Genomic DNA, 19,470 nt, shown 5'->3' on the forward strand with positions numbered 1-19,470 from the left:
CGTTGCGGCGCTTGGTTTGCTGTGCATTGAGGGTGTCTGGTGGATACACCGCCGAGTGATGGTTAGGCTGGTGTCACTGCAACCTGGACTGGTCGATGTGTTGGAGGCTGGAGCCCCGGCCCGATATGTCGACGGATTTCAATAGTCTGAGACAGTTGCCTGTCGTCAACCCCGTCGTGTCGGTGGTTTGGAATAGTCTGAATGAAGGATTGTTGGTGACCGTATCGCGTTACCGTCACAATCCGATACGAATAACCCGTTGAGGGAGAGGGAAGAACTGTGCCCACGTCTGGCAGCCGCCTTTTCACCAGTGAGTCCGTGACCGAAGGTCATCCGGACAAGATCTGTGACGCCATCAGCGATTCCATCCTCGACGCACTGCTCGCGGCCGATCCGCGCAGCCGGGTCGCGGTGGAAACCCTCGTGACCACCGGCCAAGTCCACGTCGCGGGTGAGGTCACCACATCGGCTTATGCGGATATTCCGAAAATCGTCCGCGAAAAGGTTTTGGAAATCGGATACGACTCGTCCGCCAAGGGATTCGACGGAAATTCCTGCGGTGTGAATATTGCGATCGGCGCGCAGTCGCCGGATATCGCTCAGGGCGTCGACACTTCGCACGAGGCGCGCACCGCCGGATCGGATGACGAGATCGAGCGGCAGGGCGCGGGCGACCAGGGCCTGATGTTCGGCTACGCCAACACCGACACCCCCGAGTTGATGCCGCTGCCGATCGCACTCGCGCACCGGCTTTCGCGTCGGTTGACCGAGGTCCGCAAGTCGGGTGTGCTCCCGTACCTGCGTCCGGACGGCAAGACCCAGGTGACCATCGAATACGACGGCGACCGCCCGGTCCGCCTCGACACGGTCGTCATCTCCACCCAGCACGCCGCCGACATCGACCTGGACAATCTGCTCGCCCCCGATATCCGCGAGAAGGTTGTCGATTCGGTGCTCGCCGATCTCGCGCTGCCCACCCTGGACACCTCCGACGTCCGATTGCTGGTCAACCCGACCGGCAAATTCGTCCTCGGTGGTCCCATGGGCGATGCGGGCCTGACCGGGCGCAAGATCATCGTCGACACCTATGGCGGCATGGCGCGCCACGGTGGTGGTGCGTTCTCCGGTAAGGATCCGTCGAAGGTGGACCGCTCGGGCGCCTACGCCATGCGCTGGGTCGCCAAGAATGTCGTCGCGGCCGGACTGTCCGACCGGGTCGAGGTCCAGGTCGCGTACGCCATCGGCAAGGCCGCACCGGTCGGTCTGTTCGTCGAGACCTTCGGCACCGAGAAGGTCGATCCGGCCCGCATCGCCACTGCTATCACCGAGGTCTTCGATCTGCGCCCCGGCGCGATCATCCGCGACCTCGACCTGCTGCGCCCGATCTACGCGCCGACCGCCGCATACGGCCACTTCGGCCGCACCGACGTCGACCTGCCCTGGGAGCACACCGACCGGGCGGACAAGCTGCGCGCGGCCGTCGGCCTGTAGGCATATCGGGACCCGCGTGCACCAACCCGCAGCGGACCTCTCCGCCATGGCTGCCGCCGGTGCCGGAGTCATGGCGGCGCATGATTCGACAGCAGCGGGACACCCGATCGCACGGGTGCTCCCGCTGTTGTCGCCTGCGCACCTGGACCGCGACTTCGACTATGTGGTGCCGCCGGAGTTGGAGGAGATCGCCCAGCCCGGCGTCCGAGTCCGGGTCCGCTTCGCGGGCCGCCTTGTTGACGGCTATATTCTGGCGCGCCTGTCGCACAGCGACCACACCGGCAAGATGGTCAAACTCGAACGCGTGGTCTCCGCTGAACGCGTCCTGACCCCGGAAATCTTGCAGCTGGCCACTGCCGTGGCCGCCCGCTACGCGGGCACCCGCGCGGACGTTCTGCGCCTGGCCATCCCGCCCCGGCATGCCCGCACCGAGAGCGGCGGCTCGAAGAAATCGGCCGAATCCAAAGAACCGCAGGATGATTCGGCCGATTCGGCGGACGGCGGTCCGGGCAGCTCTGTGAGCCGAACAGCCAAGACGGTCACACCTTCGCGCGGGCGAGTCGTCGCATCCGGTTCCTTGCGCGCGCCGCTCGACAGCGATCTCGCCGACAATTCCGCGGCGGAACCGGTTGCATGCGTGGCTGATTCACCATCCGCCGTTGCCCGACCCGACGCTCTGGTAGTTGGCCATCCGCATAGTGCCTCGTTCGTGTCGGGATCACCGGGTATACCGAATGACTCGGCAGCGGCGCCAGCTAGTTCGCCCGATATGCGGACGGCGAGTGGGGCGGTCGACGTGGCAGGCGATCGTGTCCGTAGCGCTCCGGTGGCATCGCGATACACCGATTATGTGACGGATGCGGCTGCTGGATCGGAGCCGTCGCCGACGGATTCCGTCGAATCGGTGGCGAATTCGGGTGTCGCGATGTCGCATCTGCGAGCCGGCGCCGGCTCTGTCGCTACCGGTGGTGCGGTTGGGGATGCGGAGCCGGAGGGTGGTGGCGTACCAGCAGATCTGCGCGGTGCCGTTACGGCCGAATCCGCGAAATCGGTGAATGCCGCGGCGGCGTCGACTGATTCGGGTGGCGCGGGGACCGTGCCGGACGGGGTCGATGTCGGTCCGTGGGAGCGGTATGTCCATGGGGCGGCGTTTGTGTCCGCATTGGGGCAGGGAAAGGGGGTGCGGGCCGGTTGGCAGGCGGTGCCGGGGGAGGACTGGGCGCGGCGGTTGGCGGAATTGGCCGCGGTGGTGGCGGGGCGGGGGCGCAGCGCGATTCTGATGGTGCCGGATCAGCGGGATCTGGATCGGGTACTGACGGAATGTGTTCGGCTGGTGGGGGATTCGGCGGTCGGGTTGGCGGCGGGGTTGGGTCCTGCCGCGCGGTATCGGCGGTGGTTGGCGGCGTTGCGGGGGACCGCGCGGGTGATCGTGGGGACGCGCAGTGCGGTGTTCGCGCCCGCCGCTGATCTCGGGTTGATCGCCATCTGGGATGACGGGGACGACACCTACGCCGAGCCGCGGGCGCCGTATCCGCATGCGCGCGAGGTCGCCATGCTGCGGGCGCACGAGACCGGGGCGGCGTTCGTGGCGGCCGGATTCGCGCGGACGGCGGAGATCCAGGCGGTGGTCGATTCGGGGTGGGCGCATGATCTGCTCGCCGATCGGGCTGTGGTACGCAAGTTTTCCCCGCGTATCAGCGCTCCGGGTGACTCCGATATCGCGATGGAACGCGATCCCGTCGCGCGGGCGGTGCGCATACCCGCTGTGGGATATGCCGCCGCGCGATCGGCACTCGCGGAGGGGGCCGCGGTGCTGGTGCAGGTGCCGCGGCGGGGGTATATTCCGGCGCTCGCCTGCGCGAAATGCCGAACGCCAGCTCGATGTCGGCGCTGCAACGGACCACTTGCCCTGCCGGATGGGCGAGCGGGGCACCGCGGTGAGACCGCGCACAGTCCGGTGTGCCGGTGGTGTGGTATCACCGAGGCCGCATTCCGTTGTCCCGCCTGCGCTTCCAGATCCCTGCGCGCGGTGGTGATCGGTGCGGCACGCACCGCCGAGGAACTCGGCCGCGCATTTCCGGGCGTGCCGATCCGCGGGTCGAGCGGCGGCGCGATCCTCGATACGGTGGAACCCGGCCCGCAGGTGATCGTCGCGACCGTCGGAGCCGAACCGGTGCTGCCCGGCGGTTACGGTGTCGCCCTGCTGCTCGACGGTTGGGCGCTGCTCAGCCGCGCCGACCTGCGGGCCACCGAGGACACGCTGCGCCGCTGGATGTCTGCCGCCACTCTGGTCCGCACCCACGGCCAAGTGATCGTCATGGCCGAACCTTCGCTACCGACCGTGCAGGCATTGCTGCGCTGGGATCCAGTCGGCCATGCTCGAGCCGAGCTGGCGGGCCGCGCCGAGGTCGGCTTTCCGCCCACCGTCCGCATGGCCGCCATCGATGGCACTTCCGATTCCATTGCCGAATTGCTATCCGCCGCAAAGCTTCCGGACAACGTCGACCTCCTGGGCCCGGTACCACTCCCACCCGGCGCCCGCAAACCCTTCGACAGCGGCGATACCCCTGCCGAGGTCGAACGCATGCTCTTGCGCGTGCACCGCACTTCCGGTGCCGCCTTGGCCCGCGCCCTCACCGCCGCCCAGGCCATCCGCAGTACCCACCGCTCCGACGCTCCACTCCGCGTGCAAATCGATCCGGTCGATATCGGCTGATACTCGCCCCGCCATTCGCTGCGAACATTGTCGCGACGTGCCGACTTGTGCTGGCCGATCGTGGTCTGGTGCGTGCTGTGGTTGAGTGGAAAGAATGATCAGCCACTCGCTTCGTACGATCGCGACCATCTGCCTTGCGGTTGCGGCTGCGGGATTATCGGCGACACCGGCAGGTGCCGATCCTGGACTGTCCGAGTTGTCGCTGGGCGTCAGCAAGGGAGAGGTCCAGAGTCCTGGTGCGGAGCAGGTCACGCTGACTTGTGATCCGACGGCCGGCAGCCACCCCGCAGCGAGTGCGGCGTGCGCGGCGCTGGCGAACGCGGACGGCGCCTTCGACAAGCTCGTCGGTGATCCCGGCGGGTTGTGCATGGAGATCTACGATCCGGTCACCGCGACGGTCACCGGCACTTGGCGCGGCCGAAATGTCCAGTGGCAGAAGACCTTCGGCAACAGCTGCGAGTTGCGTGCCGCTACCACGCCGGTCTTCGATTTTGTCACCGGCTGATCGATCTTCGGCAGGCTACGTTCTTTCACGGCAGTCCCAGCTGCCGCTAAGGCGTGGGCCTTGCTGACTGGGAGTTATTTCGAAGCATGGCCCGCACCGTCGACCCGCAGCGCGTCGCCGAAAGGCGCACCGCCATAACGCAAGCCGCGACCGAACTGTTCGCGACGCAGGGGTACGAGCGCACCACTGCCACGCAGATCGCCCACAAGGCGGGACTCACCTCGGGCAGCATGTTCTATTACTTCCAGGACAAGGCCGCGGTCTTCCGATCGATCTTCGAACTGTCGATTCCCGAGCACACCGAACTCATTTCCCGGCATATCGATCGCACCGATTGCCTCGACGCGATCCTCGACATCGTCGACGCGCTCGCCGGTGAGGTGCTCGATCCGGTCGCACCGGGGCTCACGGTGGAACTGTTGCGACGTATCGAGCACGACGAAGAACTCCTCGCGGTCGCTATGGAGGATGCGCGCCTCAGTGCGGCGGCGCTCACGACGCTGCTCGAACGTGGCATCGACCAGGGTCGTATTGATCCCGGATTCGATCCCGAGGAGACCGCCCGCTGGATCTTGTCGGTCATTGATGCAGCCTTCCTCAATGCCGATCCGGATCGTCCGAACGATCCGCGACCGCTGGGGGGCGCCACCGTCTCACGCCTCCTACGCCCTTTCGGATCGCAGGACCGATGACCACCACATCCGCACCCACGGTGCTGCGTTTCTCCACCGTCTGGCTCTGACTGTTCGGCCTCGGCGGGCTCGCCCTGGGGTGCGGGATCGGTTTCGCCGTCCCGTTCGTCGGCCAGTGGCTGGTCGATACCGTGCACGAGATCCCCGGAACGTATCGCGCGCCGAGATCGCCGCGGTCTTCCGCGAGCACGCGGACTTGGTTGTCATCGATCGAAATCGACTGCGGCTGGCACGTTTTCGCGCAACCGACTCGAGCGGCCAGGCTATCGAACAAGCCTTCCGCGACCGCGGCTACCCCTGGCTCGAGCAGAACGACCCGTATCGCGCGGACTTCATCCGCTGGGTCGATGGTCTGCCAGAAACTGGTGCCGATATCGATACCCTGATGCGTACCAGGCGGCGGGCAATCGCCGATAAGAAGACGCTCGAAGTCGAGCACCTCGACGACAAGTTACTCGCTCTCGGCGTCGACGTACGATCGCAAGTCTGAGCAGCAGATCCGAATCGGCGGACAGGCGAGCAGGGGCTAGCCGAAGACCGCCCGATTACGTCGCGCCCATTCGGCATACGACGTCGCTGGTCGCCCGAGCAGACCTTCGACATCGCCGCTGACCTGCTGCTCGGCCGGTGTCGGTGTACCGAGGATGTCGAGCGTGCCATCTGCCACGTCGGCGGGCATGAACCGCAACATGCCGGTACGCGCCTGCTCGCGGGTCAATTCGACGAACCGAAGCGGGGTACCGAGCGCGGCCTCGATGGCCAGGGCCTGTTCGCGCGGACTGATGGCGGTGGGTCCGGTCAGCTCGTAGACGCGGCCGGAATGATCGGTGCGCAATACGGTCGCGGCAACCTCGGCGATGTCGACGGGGTCGATCGCGGGCAGTGCGATATCGGCGAAGGGTGCGGCGATCAGCCGCTCGGCCCGGATCGACTCGATCCACGCGTAGGAATTGGAGAAGAATCCGGTGGGCCGCAGAATCGTCCAGTCCAGGTCGAACTGCTGCAGGGCCGACTCGAACGCGTGCAGTCGCGCGTGCGAGGCAAGTCCGGGTCGGGTGCCGGTCGCCTGGGACGACAGCAATACCAGCTTCTTGATCCCGCCCGCCACGGCGACCTCGACGAACCGCGCCGGATCGGGGCCAGTGACCAGTTGTGGTCCGGTGAGGAGCAGGAAGAGCGCATCGGCGTTTTCGACCGCGGGGGAGAGGCTTTCGGGGTCGGCGAGGTCGACTCGGCGATGCTCGACGCCGTCCGGCAGTGCGATGTCCTGATTCCCGCGGGATGCGGCGGTCACCTGTTCGCCCGCGGCGACGAGGTGCTGCACGAGGGTGCGTCCGATATTGCCGGTTGCTCCGGTCACTACGATCACGTTCACTCCTGAGTTAGTTGACTGACTTAAACGAACGTAGTCGACGAATTGTCTGCTTGTCTATAGTTAGTTGTATGACTAACTCAGTCGAAGGGCGGCGCATGGGCAAACGTGAACGCCTCGCCGCCGCCGCCGCCCAGGTGTTCCATGAACAGGGCGTCGAGAAGACGACGATCGCCGATATCGCGCGCGCGGCCGACGTTCCCCTCGGCAACGTGTATTACTACTTCAAGACCAAAGATCAGCTGATCGAGGCGGCCCTCGGCGCGCACGGGCAGACGCTGCAGATTTTGATCGCAGCGCTCGAGCAGTACGACGAGCCGCGGGAGCGCCTGAAGGCGCTGGTGCGCGGTTGGGTCCACCAGCGTGACCGTGCCGCGCAATTCGGTTGCCCCACTGGCAGCTTGGCCTCGGAGCTGGGTAAACGCGGTGACGGGCTGGAGCAGGCTTCGGCGGCGAGTATGCGCAGCTTGCTCGACTGGATCGAGCGGCAGTTCACGGCGATGGGGCGCGTGGATGCTGGAGAGCTCGCGGTTGCGCTGTTCGCGGCATATCAGGGGATCTCGTTGCTCACCAATACCTTCCGCGATCCTGAGCTCATGGTGACCGAGGGGCGCCGGTTGGGGCGCTGGATTGATTCGCTCGCGTCATAGCGCGAGCAATCGGGCCGCGCATCGACTGATGTGCGACCCGTTCGGTTTGCGGAGACTGGTTGGTTCGTGTCATCCACCACCCTTGTGTTCGATGCATTGCCGATATATCGTTGATACCGTGAGGTATACGCAAGAGTCCCAGGAGGCTGACATGGAAAACATCGAATACGGAGAATTCAGAGGTCGTGGCCGCTGGCGGAAGCCCGGTCATGACGAGGGCGACGCCGGTTGTCGCCAGCATCGCCGCGGTGGGCGGCATGGTTTCGGACCCGAGTTCGGACCGGGCTTCGGTCCTGGTTTCGGGCCCGGCTTCGGTCCGGGATTCGGGCGTGGGCGCGGCCGCGGTGGCCGAGGTAGGCGCGGTGACGTGCGTGCCGCGGTGTTGTTGCTGCTGACCGAGCGTCCGATGCACGGCTATGAGCTGATCCAGCAGATCAGGGAGCGCAGCGACGATGTCTGGCGCCCGAGTCCGGGATCTATCTACCCGGCGCTCGCGCAGCTCGAGGACGAGGGGCTGCTGATCATCGAGCGCGTCGCCGGTCGCAAGACCGCGAAGCTCACCGACGTGGGCGAGACCTACGTCGCCGAGCATCGGGACGAACTCGGCGATCCCTGGGCCGACGTCAAAGAGGATGTCGGCAGCCAGGCAATGGATCTGCGCGCGCTCATCGGGCAGCTGATGGGTGCGGCCGCTCAGGTCGCCGCGGCGGGTACCCCGCAGCAGGCGACACGGGCCGCGGAGGTGCTCACCGAGGCGCGCAAGTCGCTGTACCGTATTCTCGCGGATGACGACGCCCCCGAAAAGTAGGGGCAATGTGAAATATCACCTGAACGTGCACTTTTCGAGCCGATCGGGTAAATCATTGTGATATGGAACAGCCGATCGGGTCGTGGGGTTGGGGAGTGTCACAGTTCAGGCGTGTGGTGTCTGCCGGTGTCTTGGCCGGAGCCGTCTTTTTCGGCGCCGGCGCGGTACCGGTAGCAGGCGCCGAACCGACCGGCCCCCCGCCGGTCAGTGCGGAGATCCCCGGATATCGTGCGCCGGATATACCCACCGAAACCGGTCCCGCCCAGCCGGACCATCTGGCCGCCGCGGTCTATCAGAAGACGCACAAGAACGCGGCGCCGGCCGGTACCAATAACTTCGACTGCAAGCCGACGGGCGAGCATCCCCGTCCGATCGTCCTGGCGCACGGCACCGATTCCTCGGCCTACTCCGACTGGGCGGCCATCGGACCGCAAATTTCGGCGCTCGGCTTCTGCGTCTTCGCGCTCAATTACGGTGGAGCACCTGGTAAAGACACCTGGGGCACCGAGGACATCGTGGTGAGCGCGCACCAGTTCGGCGCATTTGTCGATCGGGTATTGGCTGCCACCAACGCCACCCAGGTCGATATCGTGGGATTTTCCCAGGGCGCCACCGTGACTCGCTATTACGTCAACAAGCTCGGTGGCGCGCCGAAGGTCGGTCAGTGGATCGGCCTGGCATCGCCGAGCTACGGCGGCGTCATGTACGGACTGGTGCCGGTAGCGCAGGCCATTCCGGGTGCGCTTCCGGCCTTCGCGCAGGTCACATCGCTCGCGGCGGTGCAGCAGGTGCAGGGGTCGCCGCTGATGGTCGAACTCAACGCGGGTGGTGACACCGTGCCCGGCCCGCGCTATGTGACCATCGGCAGCCGGGTCGACGAGATGATCCAGCCGTTCAGCAATATCGCACTGCACGGCTCGAACGCGGAGAACATCGTATTGCAGGACGAGTGCGCGGCCGACCAGACCGGTCACTTCCACATGGTCTACGACGCATTCGTGCAGGAGCTGTTGCTGCGGACGCTGGATCCGGTCCACGCCCCGGCTCCGACCTGTCGGGCGGTTCCGCTCGGCACCGGCATTCCCGAGGTCATCATCGCCGGACATTCCTGACCGACGCAGCTCGGAAGACAGGGCGGAGGGCTCGACCCTCCGCCCTGTTCGCTGTCCATACCGAGGAAGGCCACGCCACAGGAAAGGTGGTCGTGGTCAGCGACTAGCGCGCCGAGCGGATCACCCGCGCCTGCCGCGCAGGTAGTCGCTGACCACCGCGGCACCGAGTCCGTTCAGATCCGGGGCCACCACGCGACCGCCGCTGCGGCGGGCCACCAAATCGATGAATGCGGCCAGGCTCGGGTCGTCGCCGAGCATGAAGATGGTGACCGATGCGCCCAGTTTCGCCAGAGCATCGACCTGGGCCATGGTCACGGCCAGTGTGCGCGGTGCGGTCGGCCAATGGAAGCACGCCGCACCGTTCGGCTCCAGGTGCGCGGTCGGCTCGCCATCGGCGACAACGAGCACGACGGGCACCGCGTCCGGATGTCTGCGCAAATGGCTTGCGGCCAACAGCAGTGCGTGGTGCAGATTGGTGCCCTGCTCCCAAACACCTTCCAGCGCAGTCAGTTCGCCGATATCGACGGTGGTGGCGTGCCGACCGAAGGTAATCAGGCTCAGTGCATCGGAGCGGAATCGGGTGCTGATCAACTGATGTACCGCGAGCGTGGTGCGTTTCATCGGCAGCCACCTGCACTCTTGCACCATCGACCACGAGGTGTCGACGCAGAGCGCAACGGCGGCGTGCGAGCGCTGCTCGGTTTCCATGATCTCGACATCGGAAACGTCGAGCGTGACGCTGCCACGGCCCACCGACATCGACCGCAGCACCGCATTGCGCATGGTCCTCGGTACGTCCCACGGTTCGGTATCGCCGAACTGCCAGGCCCGGGTGGCGCCCGTCGGCTCGCCCGCGGCACCGGCCAACCGGGTATCCCGCTCGCCGCGCCGAGACCGCAACTGTCCGATGACCGCGCGCAGTGCGGTCTCGCCGAGTCGCCGTAAAGCCCTGGGCGTCAACCGAAGCGAGCCGTCCGGCGCCCGTGCGAATACGCCCTGTCTGCGCAGTTCGCGTTCCAATTCGGCCCGTCGAGCGGTGTCCATGCGCGCGTCGACGCCGAGTTGGCGGGCCAGGGCGTCCAGATCGATATCCTCGAGGCTGGCTCCCGGATAGGACTGGCTGAGCTGCTCGGCGAGCGCGTCCAGTTCGGCGAGATCCTGCAGGGTCTGGATGCCCGCACCGAGGCCCAACGGGTCGTTGCCGCGGAACCGCTGGGCGGATTCCCAGTCCTCGCCCGGCCGCCGCGCCCGCAGGGCGGCGTCGAGGGCGGCGACTTGCTGGGCAGTGCGCGGATCGCCGAATGCCTGTCCGATCAGCTCGGCCAGTTCGGCTTGCTGCTCGGCGGACATCGAATTCAGCATGCGTTGTGCGGCCGCGGACCTGGCGGCGAGCGCGTCGATCAGCTCATCGGTATCACGCGGATTCTCCGGGAAGAATTCGCCGTGCTCGGCCATGAATTCGGCGAACCCCTGTTCGGTGTTCTCGTCCCGCGCATGCGCCGCGAGCAGGTCGTTCAAATCGGACAGCATTCGTCCGACGCGTTCGACATCCTCGGGGGTGGTGTCCGCCAAGGCCTGTTTCATCCCTGGAACCGGGATTCGAGCAGTTCCTGACCGAGCAGGTCGCGGATCTTCTGGTAGTTCTCCCTGGCGGTTTCGGATCGCCACTGGTATTCGGACGAATTCCAGCTTGCCGCGCAATACCGCGGGGACGGATTCCAAGTCGACGGGACGCGTGACCGCGGGACGTTCGCCGGTGAGCGCCGATCTGCGCAATGCGGTCGCCGCCGCCGTCTCGGCGGCGGCGACCGCGAATCGTGCGGACACACCTGACCGCTGGTCGATCGCCGACGAGTCGCGCAGGTGCTGGACGAACCGGGCGAGCACCTCGATCAGCGGGTTGCCGACCTCGGCCACCAATTCCGCCTCCTGTCGGACAAGTGCGACCTCGGCCGACACGCTGAGCGGGTAGTGGGTGCGGATCTCCACGCCGAAACGGTCCTTCAGCGGGGTGGTGATCCGGCCGCGGTTGGTGTAGTCCTCGGGATTGGCGGTGGCTACGAGCAGCACGTCGAGAGGTAGCCGGAGGGTGTAACCGCGGACCTGGATATCGCGCTCGTCCATCACATTCAACAGCGCGACCTGGATGCGTTCGGCGAGGTCGGGAAGTTCGTTGATGGCGACGATGCCGCGGTGAGCGCGTGGTACGAGTCCGAAGTGGATGGTCTCCGGATCGCCGAGGCTGCGGCCCTCGGCCACCTTGACCGGATCGATATCGCCGATCAGGTCACCGACGGAGGCGTCCGGCGTAGCCAGCTTCTTCGCATAGCGCTCGGTCCGGTGCCGCCAGGTGACCGGCAGGTCTTCGCCCATTTCCTCGGCCAGTCGGCGACCGGCCGGGCTGATCGGTGCGAGTGGGTGCTCGCCCAATTCGATACCCGCGATGACGGGTGTCCACTCGTCGAGCAGGCCGATCATGGTGCGCAGCAGCCGGGTCTTGCCCTGGCCGCGCTCACCGAGCAGCACGACATCGTGGCCGGCCAGCAGCGCGCGTTCCAGCTGCGGCAGGACGGTCCGATCGAAGCCGACGATGCCCGGCCACGGATCGTCGCCGGAACCCAACCGGGACAACAGGTTCTCGCGAATCTCGGATTTCACGCTGCGCGGCAGATGGCCGCCCGCGCGCAACTCGCCGACGGTGGTCGGCAGGTGCTCAGGAACAATCAACCCATCGACGCTACGTCGGTTCGGCGATGCGGTCGACGCTGCGCCGCGCTCCTTCGGAGGTGATGGCATTGCGGCTCGAGCGAGCCGCCTTCGGGCCGCCAGCCAGAGCACACGACTCCACGTTCGGGCCGACGGCGCGCTAGCTGCCACCCGTGCGATACCTGTCAACGCGGGCGTGGTCGAAGCCGCGCAGGCGGTGGCGTGACCCGCGATCACAGGGTGCGGTTGGACGGCTCCGAGCCGGACTCTGCAGTTCGCCGGCGGTCAAGAATCCGCGGTTCGCGGTGCGGTGGTTTGCAGGTGCTGGTCGAAGAAGGCGTAGACCCTGCGCCATGCGTCCGCGGTGGCTTCTTCGTTTTGACCGAATCCCATAATGCGGGCGAGCGTTTGGATGGGTGCCCGGTCGGCGAAGCTGTGCCCGGTGTGGGGGTAGGACTTCACATCGTGGGGGATGCCCTTTTCGGTCAGCACTTTCTCGAGGAGTGGGCCGCTGCCTCGGTTCATCGGGTCGCGTTGGCCGAAGCTGGCGACGATGGGACAGGCACCGTCGACGATTTCGGCGTACCTGCTGTGCAGGGGCGGTGGATAGAAGGGCGACGATGCGCCGAAGCCCTTCGTGGAGGCCACGAGTGCGAACCCGCCGCCGATGCAGAATCCGGCGATGCCGATCGCGCCGGTGCAGTCAGGTCGATCGGACAGTAGTTTCCGCGCCGCCTCGATGTCCTCGAAGGCTTGGCCTTGGTATGCCATGAGGTCTCTGAAGACCCCTAGGATGCAGCGGAGCACTCCGCCGCGGGCGAAGAGGTTCGGGACAACGGCGAGGTATCCGTGCTCCGCCATCTGACGTGCGATCTCGCGGTGAGGTTCGCGCAGTCCGAATCCGTCGTGGATAACGACGATGCCCGGCCTGGGTCCGTCTCCGGTCGGGATTTCGAGCACGGCGTCGATGTCTCCGTTGGGTGTCTCGAGGGTGATGTCTGTCATAGCATCCTCGCTTCGTGGTGGGGGTGGGATATCTGCTGTCGATCGACCGCCGGCGTGTCACGGCCGACCGGTGATCGCAAGGTCAACTTCCCCTGTCGTGAGAAGCTCGAAGACTTGATGGCCTGCGCCCTCGCGCAGATCAAACTGCACCCGGGGTGCTTCGCTGCGGAATCGGCGCGGCAGGTCCGGAACCAGCCAGCTGGCAACTGAACGCCCGAACGCTGGTCGCATGGTGGCGGTGTCGGGATCGCGTAGGGCGGTGATTTGCTCACTGGCCAACCACATTTCTGCAAGACTGCGTCGTGCGTGTTCCAACATGATGCGCCCGTAGGCGAACAGCGGCGCGCCGACTTGGTGTTCGAGACGCGCTAATGCTCGCGACAGCGTGGGTTTGACTGATATTGAGTTCTGCTGCGACGTCTGTCATATGTCCGGTTTCGGTCAACACCACAAACCAGCGCAATTCGTCGATGCATCAACAGAACGATACGTCAGATGAATTGGTCATTGAAGAATTCGCCTGAAAGGAATTTGATCATGACGTCAACCGATCGGCCAATCAGAATTGCCGTACACCTGCAGTTGCAGCATGCCGAGTACGACGTGATCCGTCGTGCCGCCGCGGAAGCACCTTGCAGCAGCCATGCCGCGCATCGAGAACCGGTTGGCCAGGCTCAACCCGCCGCCCACCCGCAAGATTCCGGTGCTGGTCGGTGGCGGCGGCGAAAAGAAGACGCTGCGGATCGTCGCGGCGCATGCCGATATCTGGCATGCGTTCGGCGATTCGGATACCTTGCGCCGCAAGATCGATGTGCTGGAGGGGCATTGCCGCGCGATCGGGCGCGACCCGAAGGAGATCGAACACTCCGGCCAGATTGTGCCGTCTCCTGCGGTCCCGGCCGAGCTGTCGGACACCATGGCCACGCCCGATGAACTCCGTGACCTCGGGTTCACGCTGTTCGCATGGACCATCGGCGGACCGAACTATGACCTCGAACCCCTGCGGAAATGGATAACGTGGCGCGACAAACATAACGGGTGATGCTTCGCCCCTGCGCTACAACGGTTCTGGGGGGAGATGACGGTCTCCGAAGAGTGCTGCTGCGCATCACGAATGCCACGACCGCGGCTGTGACAGTACGGAATTCGCTTTTCACCCTGCGAACCTCTGCGATTGCAATCGCTGCTACTGGCTGTGATGGGCGGCAGGTCAACGAATTCAACGCCTGCCTTTCAGTGGGGCGAGCAAAGGAATGTGGCTGAATTGAAACTGTCTGAGGGCGAATTGTCACCCACTTCGTGACCTTGTCAGCCGTGTCGAAGTGGGTGGGCCAAGGCAGAATTCGCGCGCCCCGACAACAGCGTCGGAATCCGCTGAGCCGGTCTGTCGGCACGTGCATTACGACGAGATCGCCACCGCAGTGTGGTGGGTGTGCGGATCGTCGATGGCGTCGAGGAGGTAGCGGGCGAGATCGGTTCGGGTGGTGCGGTTTCCGACGCGTTCGGTGGCGCCGAGGGAGATTCGGAGCCGGTCGGTGCCCGGTGCGTCGGTGAGCTGGGTGGGTCGGACGGCAGTCCAGGTCAGGTCACTGCGGGCGAGTTGTCGTTCCATGCGGTGCATGTCGTCGTAGGTGCTGTGCATGATCCGGTACAGCAGCCGGCCGAAGGCCCTGATGATCGGACCGGCGTCGGCTGGTGTCTGCAACCCGGCCGAGGAAATCACCAGTAGCCGGGCGCGGGATGGCAGGGCGGCGGCGAGTGCGGCGGTGCCGGCGGAGTAGACGGTGGTCGGGCCGCGCCCGGCGGAGCCGAGCGCGGAGATGACCGCATCCTGACCGTTCAGCAGTCCAGTGAGTTTGTCAGAATCGGTGAGATCGACTGTGGCAGTGCTCAATTCGGGGTGATTCGGCGGGTCGGCCCACGGCTGGCGGGTGATCGCGGTGACGCGATGCCTGCGGGCCAAGGCCTGCTCGACGACGAGGCGTCCGGTGCGCCCGGTGGCGCCGATGACGGTGATGGCGGCCATGGTCAGCGCTCGGCCGGACGGCTGGCGGGCTGGAATTTGAAGGTGATGGCCTCCAGAAGCGGTTTGCGTTGGGTTTTCTGGACCGCGGCGATCTTCCATTCGCCGTCGGCGTCGCGGACCACGGTGTAGGTGGCGCGCTTGCCGAGCTTCTTCGGCTGTTTCTTCGACGACTCGCCGGCGCAGACGATGACGGCGGTGTCGGTGCCGTAGCGGCGGATGTCGAGGATCTCGGTCCACAGCTTGGTGCCCTTCAGGAAGCTGTCGAACAGCACCTGGTGGGCGTTGCCGATCTCCGCGCCGCCCCAGTAGATGGTGCCCGGGTAGGTGACGTCGGTGGCGTCGGCGGTGAAGCAGGCACCGTAGGCGGTGCCGTCGCCGCGGTTCCAGGCATCCTGGCTGCGGGCGATGAGGGCGCGGATGGCATCGATGTCGGTGTGCGCGGTGGTGTTCATGACGGTTCCCTAAGTTTGTAGTGTCTGGGGTTGATGCCCTGGATGCCCAGGAGGTGTGATGGTGTCAACCCCGGCTGGATCTCGGTCTGCGAGCAGTGCCAGGCTCACGCGTCGGGGGAGCAGGCGTAGTGCGCCTGTGGTCAGCCTGTTGGTCCGGCTGGTCAGCACAACGGGTCCGGCCTTGTCGGACAATGCCTTTCGGGCGCGGTCGACCACCTGCTCGGGTGATTGGGTCAGCCATGCCGGTATGCCCTGTGCGGTCTGTGACTCGGTGAGGGTGATACCCGGGCATAGTGCTGTCACATGCACGCCGCGTGATTTCTGCTCGTGCCACAGGCTTTCGGAGAACGCGGTGACGAATGCCTTGGTCGCGCTGTAAACGGCCATCCCGGGCTTGGGGGTGTGTCCGAGGGTGGAGGACACGTTCACCAACGCGCTTCCCGGCTCGGCGCCTTCGAGGAATGCGTGCGCAAGTGTGATCATTGCCCGGCAGTTGAGATCCAGTGTGGTGAAGGCGGATTCGAGCGGGGTCGCCGAGAAGTCGCCGGGAGCGGCGGTTCCGGCATTGTTCACCAGCAGGCGGTAGTCCGTCGTGTGTAGCAATTTCGCGGTGGCGGCGAGTCCGGCGGGATCGGCTAGGTCGGCGACGAGGTGATCGTGCCCGTTGCCGAGTTGGGCGAGTAGGTCATCCAGTGCGTCCTGGCGGCGCGCTACGGCGGTGACCGAGTAGCCCGCCGCGGCGAGAGATGTCGCGAATGCTCGGCCGATCCCGGCGCTGGCGCCGGTCACCAGAGCCTTCGGTGGCGGTTCTGTGGTTCGGTATCCGATGTCGCTGACCATGGCAACCTCCCGATGTGTTAACTTTGTTTAAGATTCTTCATCTTTAAAGAAGTATCTTTATAGAGGAAGAGATTATGGAGAGAGGCTGCCGATGTCAACGGAAGATCGATCCGCCGAGGCGAGTGCGATCTATCGCCGCTATCTGAGCGCGGTGCTGCTGCATGCCCAGGCCGGTGCGCGGGCGTGTGGCCTGGGCGCCACCGACCTGTACGCGCTCAATATCTTGGACCTCGACGGTGCAATGACTCCGGGGGAATTATCTGCCCGCACCGGTCTTACCACGGGTCCGACGACGCGCCTCATCGACCGGTTGGAGCAGGGGGGATATGTCCGTCGCGTGCCGGACGCGGGCGACCGGCGCAAAGTAGTGGTTGAACCGATCGGCCAGCCCGCCGAGCTCGATCGGATGCTGGCGCCGGCTCGCGGCAAGATCGGCGAGATCATCTCCGGATACACCCCCGAACAGCGCGCCATGCTGTTCGACTACTTCGACCGTGCCGCCACCGCATTCCAGCAGGCCGTCAGCGAAATCGAGTGAGCCTCCTCCCACGCCGATACAGCGGATTCGAGCCCGCAACAACCTGAGCGTGACCTGCACTGTGTGTCGCCGCTACTGCCCGATGGCCAGCGGTTTCCACTGGTGTAGGGCGTGGGCGTGGTGGCCGTGTACCCCTGCGGCTTCGGCGGTGGCCAGGGTCTGAGGTGGTTCAGGTTGCGAAGAACACGGTGGATTGCTGGGCGATCTCGATGCCGCGGGCGGTGGGCCGGTCAGGGTGCGCTGGATCCGCAGTTTCTTTCCTGATCCTGCAATGGTTGCTGCGTGAAGCAACATCAATCATCCCAGGTCAGAAGACGCTTTCGCTATTTCTGCATGCCTCTACCCGCCGTTTACTTCGGTGGATCCAGGCTAAGCTGGCCGTGCGAGACAGCCTCGATCACATCGCCTCGAAGGAGTGCACCGTGAGCGTCGTACGTTTCGACATCGTTGACAGCCTTGGGCACATCACGCTGACGAGCCCGCCGAACAACTTCGTCAGCGCTCGATTCAACACCGATCTGGCCGCTGCGGTGCACGACGCCAGCGATAGCAACATTCGAGCGCTACTGGTTCGGGCCGAAGGCCCCAACTTCTCCGTGGGCCCAGCCGTGGACGAATGGGCCGGCAAGAGCTACAGCTGGTTTCGTACCTTCATCGCCGAGATCACCAACACCTACCGCGCGATCGAAGCACTCGAGATACCGGTTGTGACCGCCATCCGCGGCCAGACCGTCGGGGGTGGCCTCGAGCTGGCGCTGTCGGCGGACTTTATCGTCGCCGCCGACAACACCGTCATGTGGTGCGCGGAGGTCACCGGGGGGCAACTGCCGCTGGCCGGCGGCTACCAACGCCTGGCCAGTCTGATCGGTCCGTCCGCGGCGCGTCGCATGGTCATGCTCGGCGAACCGACCCCGGTCATCACGATCCCCACGGTCGCCGACTACATAGTGCCCGACGATCAACTCGACGACACCGCGCTACGGCTGGCCACGAGACTCTCGCGTGGCCCAACCCGCAGCTACGCCGCAGCCAAATCCGTGCTCAAAGCCTGGTCGGCGGGCGGCATCTCGGCAGCCGACAAACTCATGCTCGACCTGACCATTGGGCTGTTTCACACCGAAGACTCCCGAAAGAGCCTCGACGCACTGCTAGGCGCACTCGCGCGCGGTGAGCAACCGGCCACCGGCCACGTCTCGCCCGGCATCACCTTCACGGGGCGCTGACACCAACCTACCCGGAGCAATAGCCGCGCCCCCGAGCAACATTGATACAGCGAGCACCGTGGCGGCGATCCGGACGATGGAGGAGCTGTCCTGACCGTACGGCCGGAAAAGGACAGGTAATCGCAGAAATCACGGGTGCCGCTTCGACTATACGAAACCCATATATTCTGCCCTTGCAACGGCTCCCAAGTGAGAGCCCGGCGGATTCCGGACAGCTGCATGAAGGGCTATTCATGGTGCCCGCCGGTTCCGGTAATCAGCGTGGACCTGACTACGGCGGAACTCCCTGCACATCGGTCTGCCGGGTCGACGATGTTCCACTCGAAAGTCATGACGAAACGGTGACCTTGGGCCCAGCCTGCGGGACATACTCGGGTCGGGAGCCGAGACTGTGAGCCATGGACACGCGCCGTCTGCCACGTTGGGCCGGGATTTTGTTCAGCACCGATCCGGTGTCCGCGCGGGCGACGGAGATCGCGGTGGGGTGCCTGCGGATCGTGGCCGGGCTGATCTGGCTGTACAACGTGGTGTGGAAGGTGCCGCCCGATTTCGGGCGCAACGGCAACACCGCGCTGTACCATTTCACTCGGCAGGCGGTCGAGCATCCGGTCTTGCCGCCGTTCAGTTGGTTGGTCGAGCATGTCGTGCTGCGGTGGTTCACCGCGTTCGGCTGGCTGACGCTGATGGTCGAGACGGCGCTGGCCGTGTTGCTGCTGACCGGTACGGCGGTGCGGTTCGCTGCGGTGCTGGGCATCGGCCAGTCACTGGCCATCGCCTTGTCGGTCGCCGAGGCGCCCGGCGAATGGCCCTGGTCCTACATCATGCTGATCGCGATACACACGGTGCTGCTGTTCACCCCGGCGGGACGGTTCGCCGCCGTGGACGCAGTACGTGCGGACCGCGGCGCCGCGCGTTTGCTGCGCAGATTGGGCGTGGCGCTGGTGGTTGTCGCGGTCGTGGCGCTGCTGGGCGGACTGCACAATCCGGTGCGGGCGCCGCTGGGCGCGTTTGTCGGCTATGAGCCGCTGCAGTTCTCACTCGGCAACTACAACCTGATCGGCGCGCTCGCGCTGCTGGTGACCGGGGCGGCGATGCTCGTGGCCGCGCTATCGGGGGGCCGCCCACCCGCATTGGTGGCCCTCGTACTCGCCGCGGCGGCTGCGGCGACGCTCTACGTGCAATCGGGCCGCACAGCCAGCTGGCTCGGCGGAACCAACACCAGCGCAGCCGTTTTCGTGTGCGCCGTGGTCGTGGTCGCGGCGACGTGGCGGCGTCCGGCCGGACCGAAGAAAGGATCATGATGGATCTGGACGTACGGATGGAATCGGTTGTCG

At 65.6% G+C, this 19,470-nt stretch carries 18 protein-coding genes and 2 pseudogenes; 12 read left to right on the top strand and 8 right to left on the bottom strand.

The window, feature by feature from the left end; all coding sequences use genetic code 11:
- Nucleotides 1-279 precede the first annotated feature (279 nt).
- The 5 genes from metK to AB0L63_RS15980 all read left to right on the top strand — a co-directional run bounded on the left by metK (nt 280) and on the right by AB0L63_RS15980 (nt 5,894).
- Nucleotides 280-1,491, top strand: coding sequence for a methionine adenosyltransferase (gene metK / locus AB0L63_RS15960; protein ID WP_364500558.1), 1,212 nt, complete (start codon nt 280-282; stop codon nt 1,489-1,491).
- Between the two features lie 70 nt (nt 1,492-1,561).
- The gene (locus AB0L63_RS15965; protein WP_364501063.1) at nt 1,562-4,207 is read left to right on the top strand and encodes a primosomal protein N'; all 2,646 of its coding nucleotides are present in this window, start codon (nt 1,562-1,564) and stop codon (nt 4,205-4,207) included.
- Nucleotides 4,208-4,301: 94 nt separating this feature from the next.
- Nucleotides 4,302-4,712 carry an SSI family serine proteinase inhibitor gene (locus tag AB0L63_RS15970; protein WP_364500561.1) on the top strand — a complete coding sequence of 137 codons (411 nt, stop codon included), beginning with the start codon at nt 4,302-4,304 and terminating at the stop codon, nt 4,710-4,712.
- Nucleotides 4,713-4,798: 86 nt separating this feature from the next.
- Nucleotides 4,799-5,404 (top strand): TetR/AcrR family transcriptional regulator, encoded by a 606-nt coding sequence (locus tag AB0L63_RS15975; protein ID WP_364500563.1) that lies wholly within the window; start codon nt 4,799-4,801, stop codon nt 5,402-5,404.
- 196 nt (nt 5,405-5,600) lie between these two features.
- A complete protein-coding gene (locus tag AB0L63_RS15980) occupies nt 5,601-5,894 on the top strand; it encodes a hypothetical protein (protein WP_364500566.1) in 294 nt (97 codons plus the stop codon).
- Between the two features lie 36 nt (nt 5,895-5,930).
- On the opposite strand, the gene AB0L63_RS15985 is transcribed toward AB0L63_RS15980, so the two are convergent.
- Nucleotides 5,931-6,764 (bottom strand): NAD(P)H-binding protein, encoded by an 834-nt coding sequence (locus AB0L63_RS15985; RefSeq protein ID WP_364500568.1) that lies wholly within the window; start codon nt 6,762-6,764, stop codon nt 5,931-5,933.
- Between the two features lie 110 nt (nt 6,765-6,874).
- Here AB0L63_RS15985 and AB0L63_RS15990 point away from each other — a divergent pair, with 110 nt between their 5' ends.
- The 3 genes from AB0L63_RS15990 (at nt 6,875) to AB0L63_RS16000 (ending at nt 9,346) form a co-directional block, all read left to right on the top strand.
- On the top strand, nt 6,875-7,426 hold the full coding sequence (locus tag AB0L63_RS15990) for a TetR/AcrR family transcriptional regulator (RefSeq protein WP_364500571.1): 552 nt from the start codon (nt 6,875-6,877) through the stop codon (nt 7,424-7,426).
- Between the two features lie 151 nt (nt 7,427-7,577).
- Entirely contained in the window at nt 7,578-8,234 is a 657-nt protein-coding gene (locus AB0L63_RS15995; RefSeq protein ID WP_364500574.1) for a PadR family transcriptional regulator, read from the top strand.
- Nucleotides 8,235-8,296: 62 nt separating this feature from the next.
- On the top strand, nt 8,297-9,346 hold the full coding sequence (locus tag AB0L63_RS16000) for an alpha/beta fold hydrolase (RefSeq protein WP_364500577.1): 1,050 nt from the start codon (nt 8,297-8,299) through the stop codon (nt 9,344-9,346).
- A 120-nt stretch (nt 9,347-9,466) separates the two neighbouring features.
- On the opposite strand, the pseudogene AB0L63_RS16005 reads toward AB0L63_RS16000, so the two are convergent.
- The 4 genes and pseudogenes from AB0L63_RS16005 to AB0L63_RS16020 all read right to left on the bottom strand — a co-directional run.
- Nucleotides 9,467-11,025, bottom strand: a pseudogene (locus AB0L63_RS16005) (hypothetical protein); the annotation flags it as partial.
- A gap of 376 nt (nt 11,026-11,401) precedes the next feature.
- A pseudogene (locus AB0L63_RS16010) lies at nt 11,402-12,142 on the bottom strand (sigma 54-interacting transcriptional regulator); the annotation flags it as partial.
- A gap of 195 nt (nt 12,143-12,337) precedes the next feature.
- Entirely contained in the window at nt 12,338-13,057 is a 720-nt protein-coding gene (locus AB0L63_RS16015; protein ID WP_364500579.1) for a dienelactone hydrolase family protein, read from the bottom strand.
- Between the two features lie 57 nt (nt 13,058-13,114).
- On the bottom strand, nt 13,115-13,375 hold the full coding sequence (locus AB0L63_RS16020) for a LysR substrate-binding domain-containing protein (RefSeq protein ID WP_364500582.1): 261 nt from the start codon (nt 13,373-13,375) through the stop codon (nt 13,115-13,117).
- A gap of 325 nt (nt 13,376-13,700) precedes the next feature.
- On the opposite strand from AB0L63_RS16020, the gene AB0L63_RS16025 reads away from it, so the two are divergent.
- Entirely contained in the window at nt 13,701-14,099 is a 399-nt protein-coding gene (locus AB0L63_RS16025; protein WP_364500584.1) for an LLM class flavin-dependent oxidoreductase, read from the top strand.
- Nucleotides 14,100-14,456: 357 nt separating this feature from the next.
- On the opposite strand, the gene AB0L63_RS16030 is transcribed toward AB0L63_RS16025, so the two are convergent.
- The 3 genes from AB0L63_RS16030 to AB0L63_RS16040 are packed head-to-tail and all read right to left on the bottom strand — an operon-like array spanning nt 14,457 to nt 16,375.
- The gene (locus AB0L63_RS16030) at nt 14,457-15,083 is read right to left on the bottom strand and encodes an NAD(P)H-binding protein (RefSeq protein WP_364500587.1); all 627 of its coding nucleotides are present in this window, start codon (nt 15,081-15,083) and stop codon (nt 14,457-14,459) included.
- Between the two features lie 2 nt (nt 15,084-15,085).
- Nucleotides 15,086-15,535, bottom strand: a complete 450-nt coding sequence (locus AB0L63_RS16035; RefSeq protein WP_364500589.1) for an SgcJ/EcaC family oxidoreductase — start codon at nt 15,533-15,535, stop codon at nt 15,086-15,088.
- Nucleotides 15,536-15,544: 9 nt separating this feature from the next.
- Complete coding sequence (locus AB0L63_RS16040) at nt 15,545-16,375, bottom strand: SDR family NAD(P)-dependent oxidoreductase (protein ID WP_364500592.1); 831 nt, start codon at nt 16,373-16,375, stop codon at nt 15,545-15,547.
- A gap of 91 nt (nt 16,376-16,466) precedes the next feature.
- Here AB0L63_RS16040 and AB0L63_RS16045 point away from each other — a divergent pair, with 91 nt between their 5' ends.
- The 3 genes from AB0L63_RS16045 (at nt 16,467) to AB0L63_RS16055 (ending at nt 19,437) form a co-directional block, all read left to right on the top strand.
- On the top strand, nt 16,467-16,913 hold the full coding sequence (locus tag AB0L63_RS16045) for a MarR family transcriptional regulator (RefSeq protein ID WP_364500595.1): 447 nt from the start codon (nt 16,467-16,469) through the stop codon (nt 16,911-16,913).
- Between the two features lie 164 nt (nt 16,914-17,077).
- The gene (locus AB0L63_RS16050) at nt 17,078-18,136 is read left to right on the top strand and encodes an enoyl-CoA hydratase/isomerase family protein (protein ID WP_364500597.1); all 1,059 of its coding nucleotides are present in this window, start codon (nt 17,078-17,080) and stop codon (nt 18,134-18,136) included.
- Nucleotides 18,137-18,534: 398 nt separating this feature from the next.
- Entirely contained in the window at nt 18,535-19,437 is a 903-nt protein-coding gene (locus AB0L63_RS16055; RefSeq protein ID WP_364500600.1) for a hypothetical protein, read from the top strand.
- The last annotated feature ends 33 nt before the right edge of the window (nt 19,438-19,470 follow it).

This window comes from Nocardia sp. NPDC051990, assembly GCF_040680755.1.
In the GTDB taxonomy this organism is placed as follows: Bacteria; Actinomycetota; Actinomycetes; order Mycobacteriales; family Mycobacteriaceae; genus Nocardia.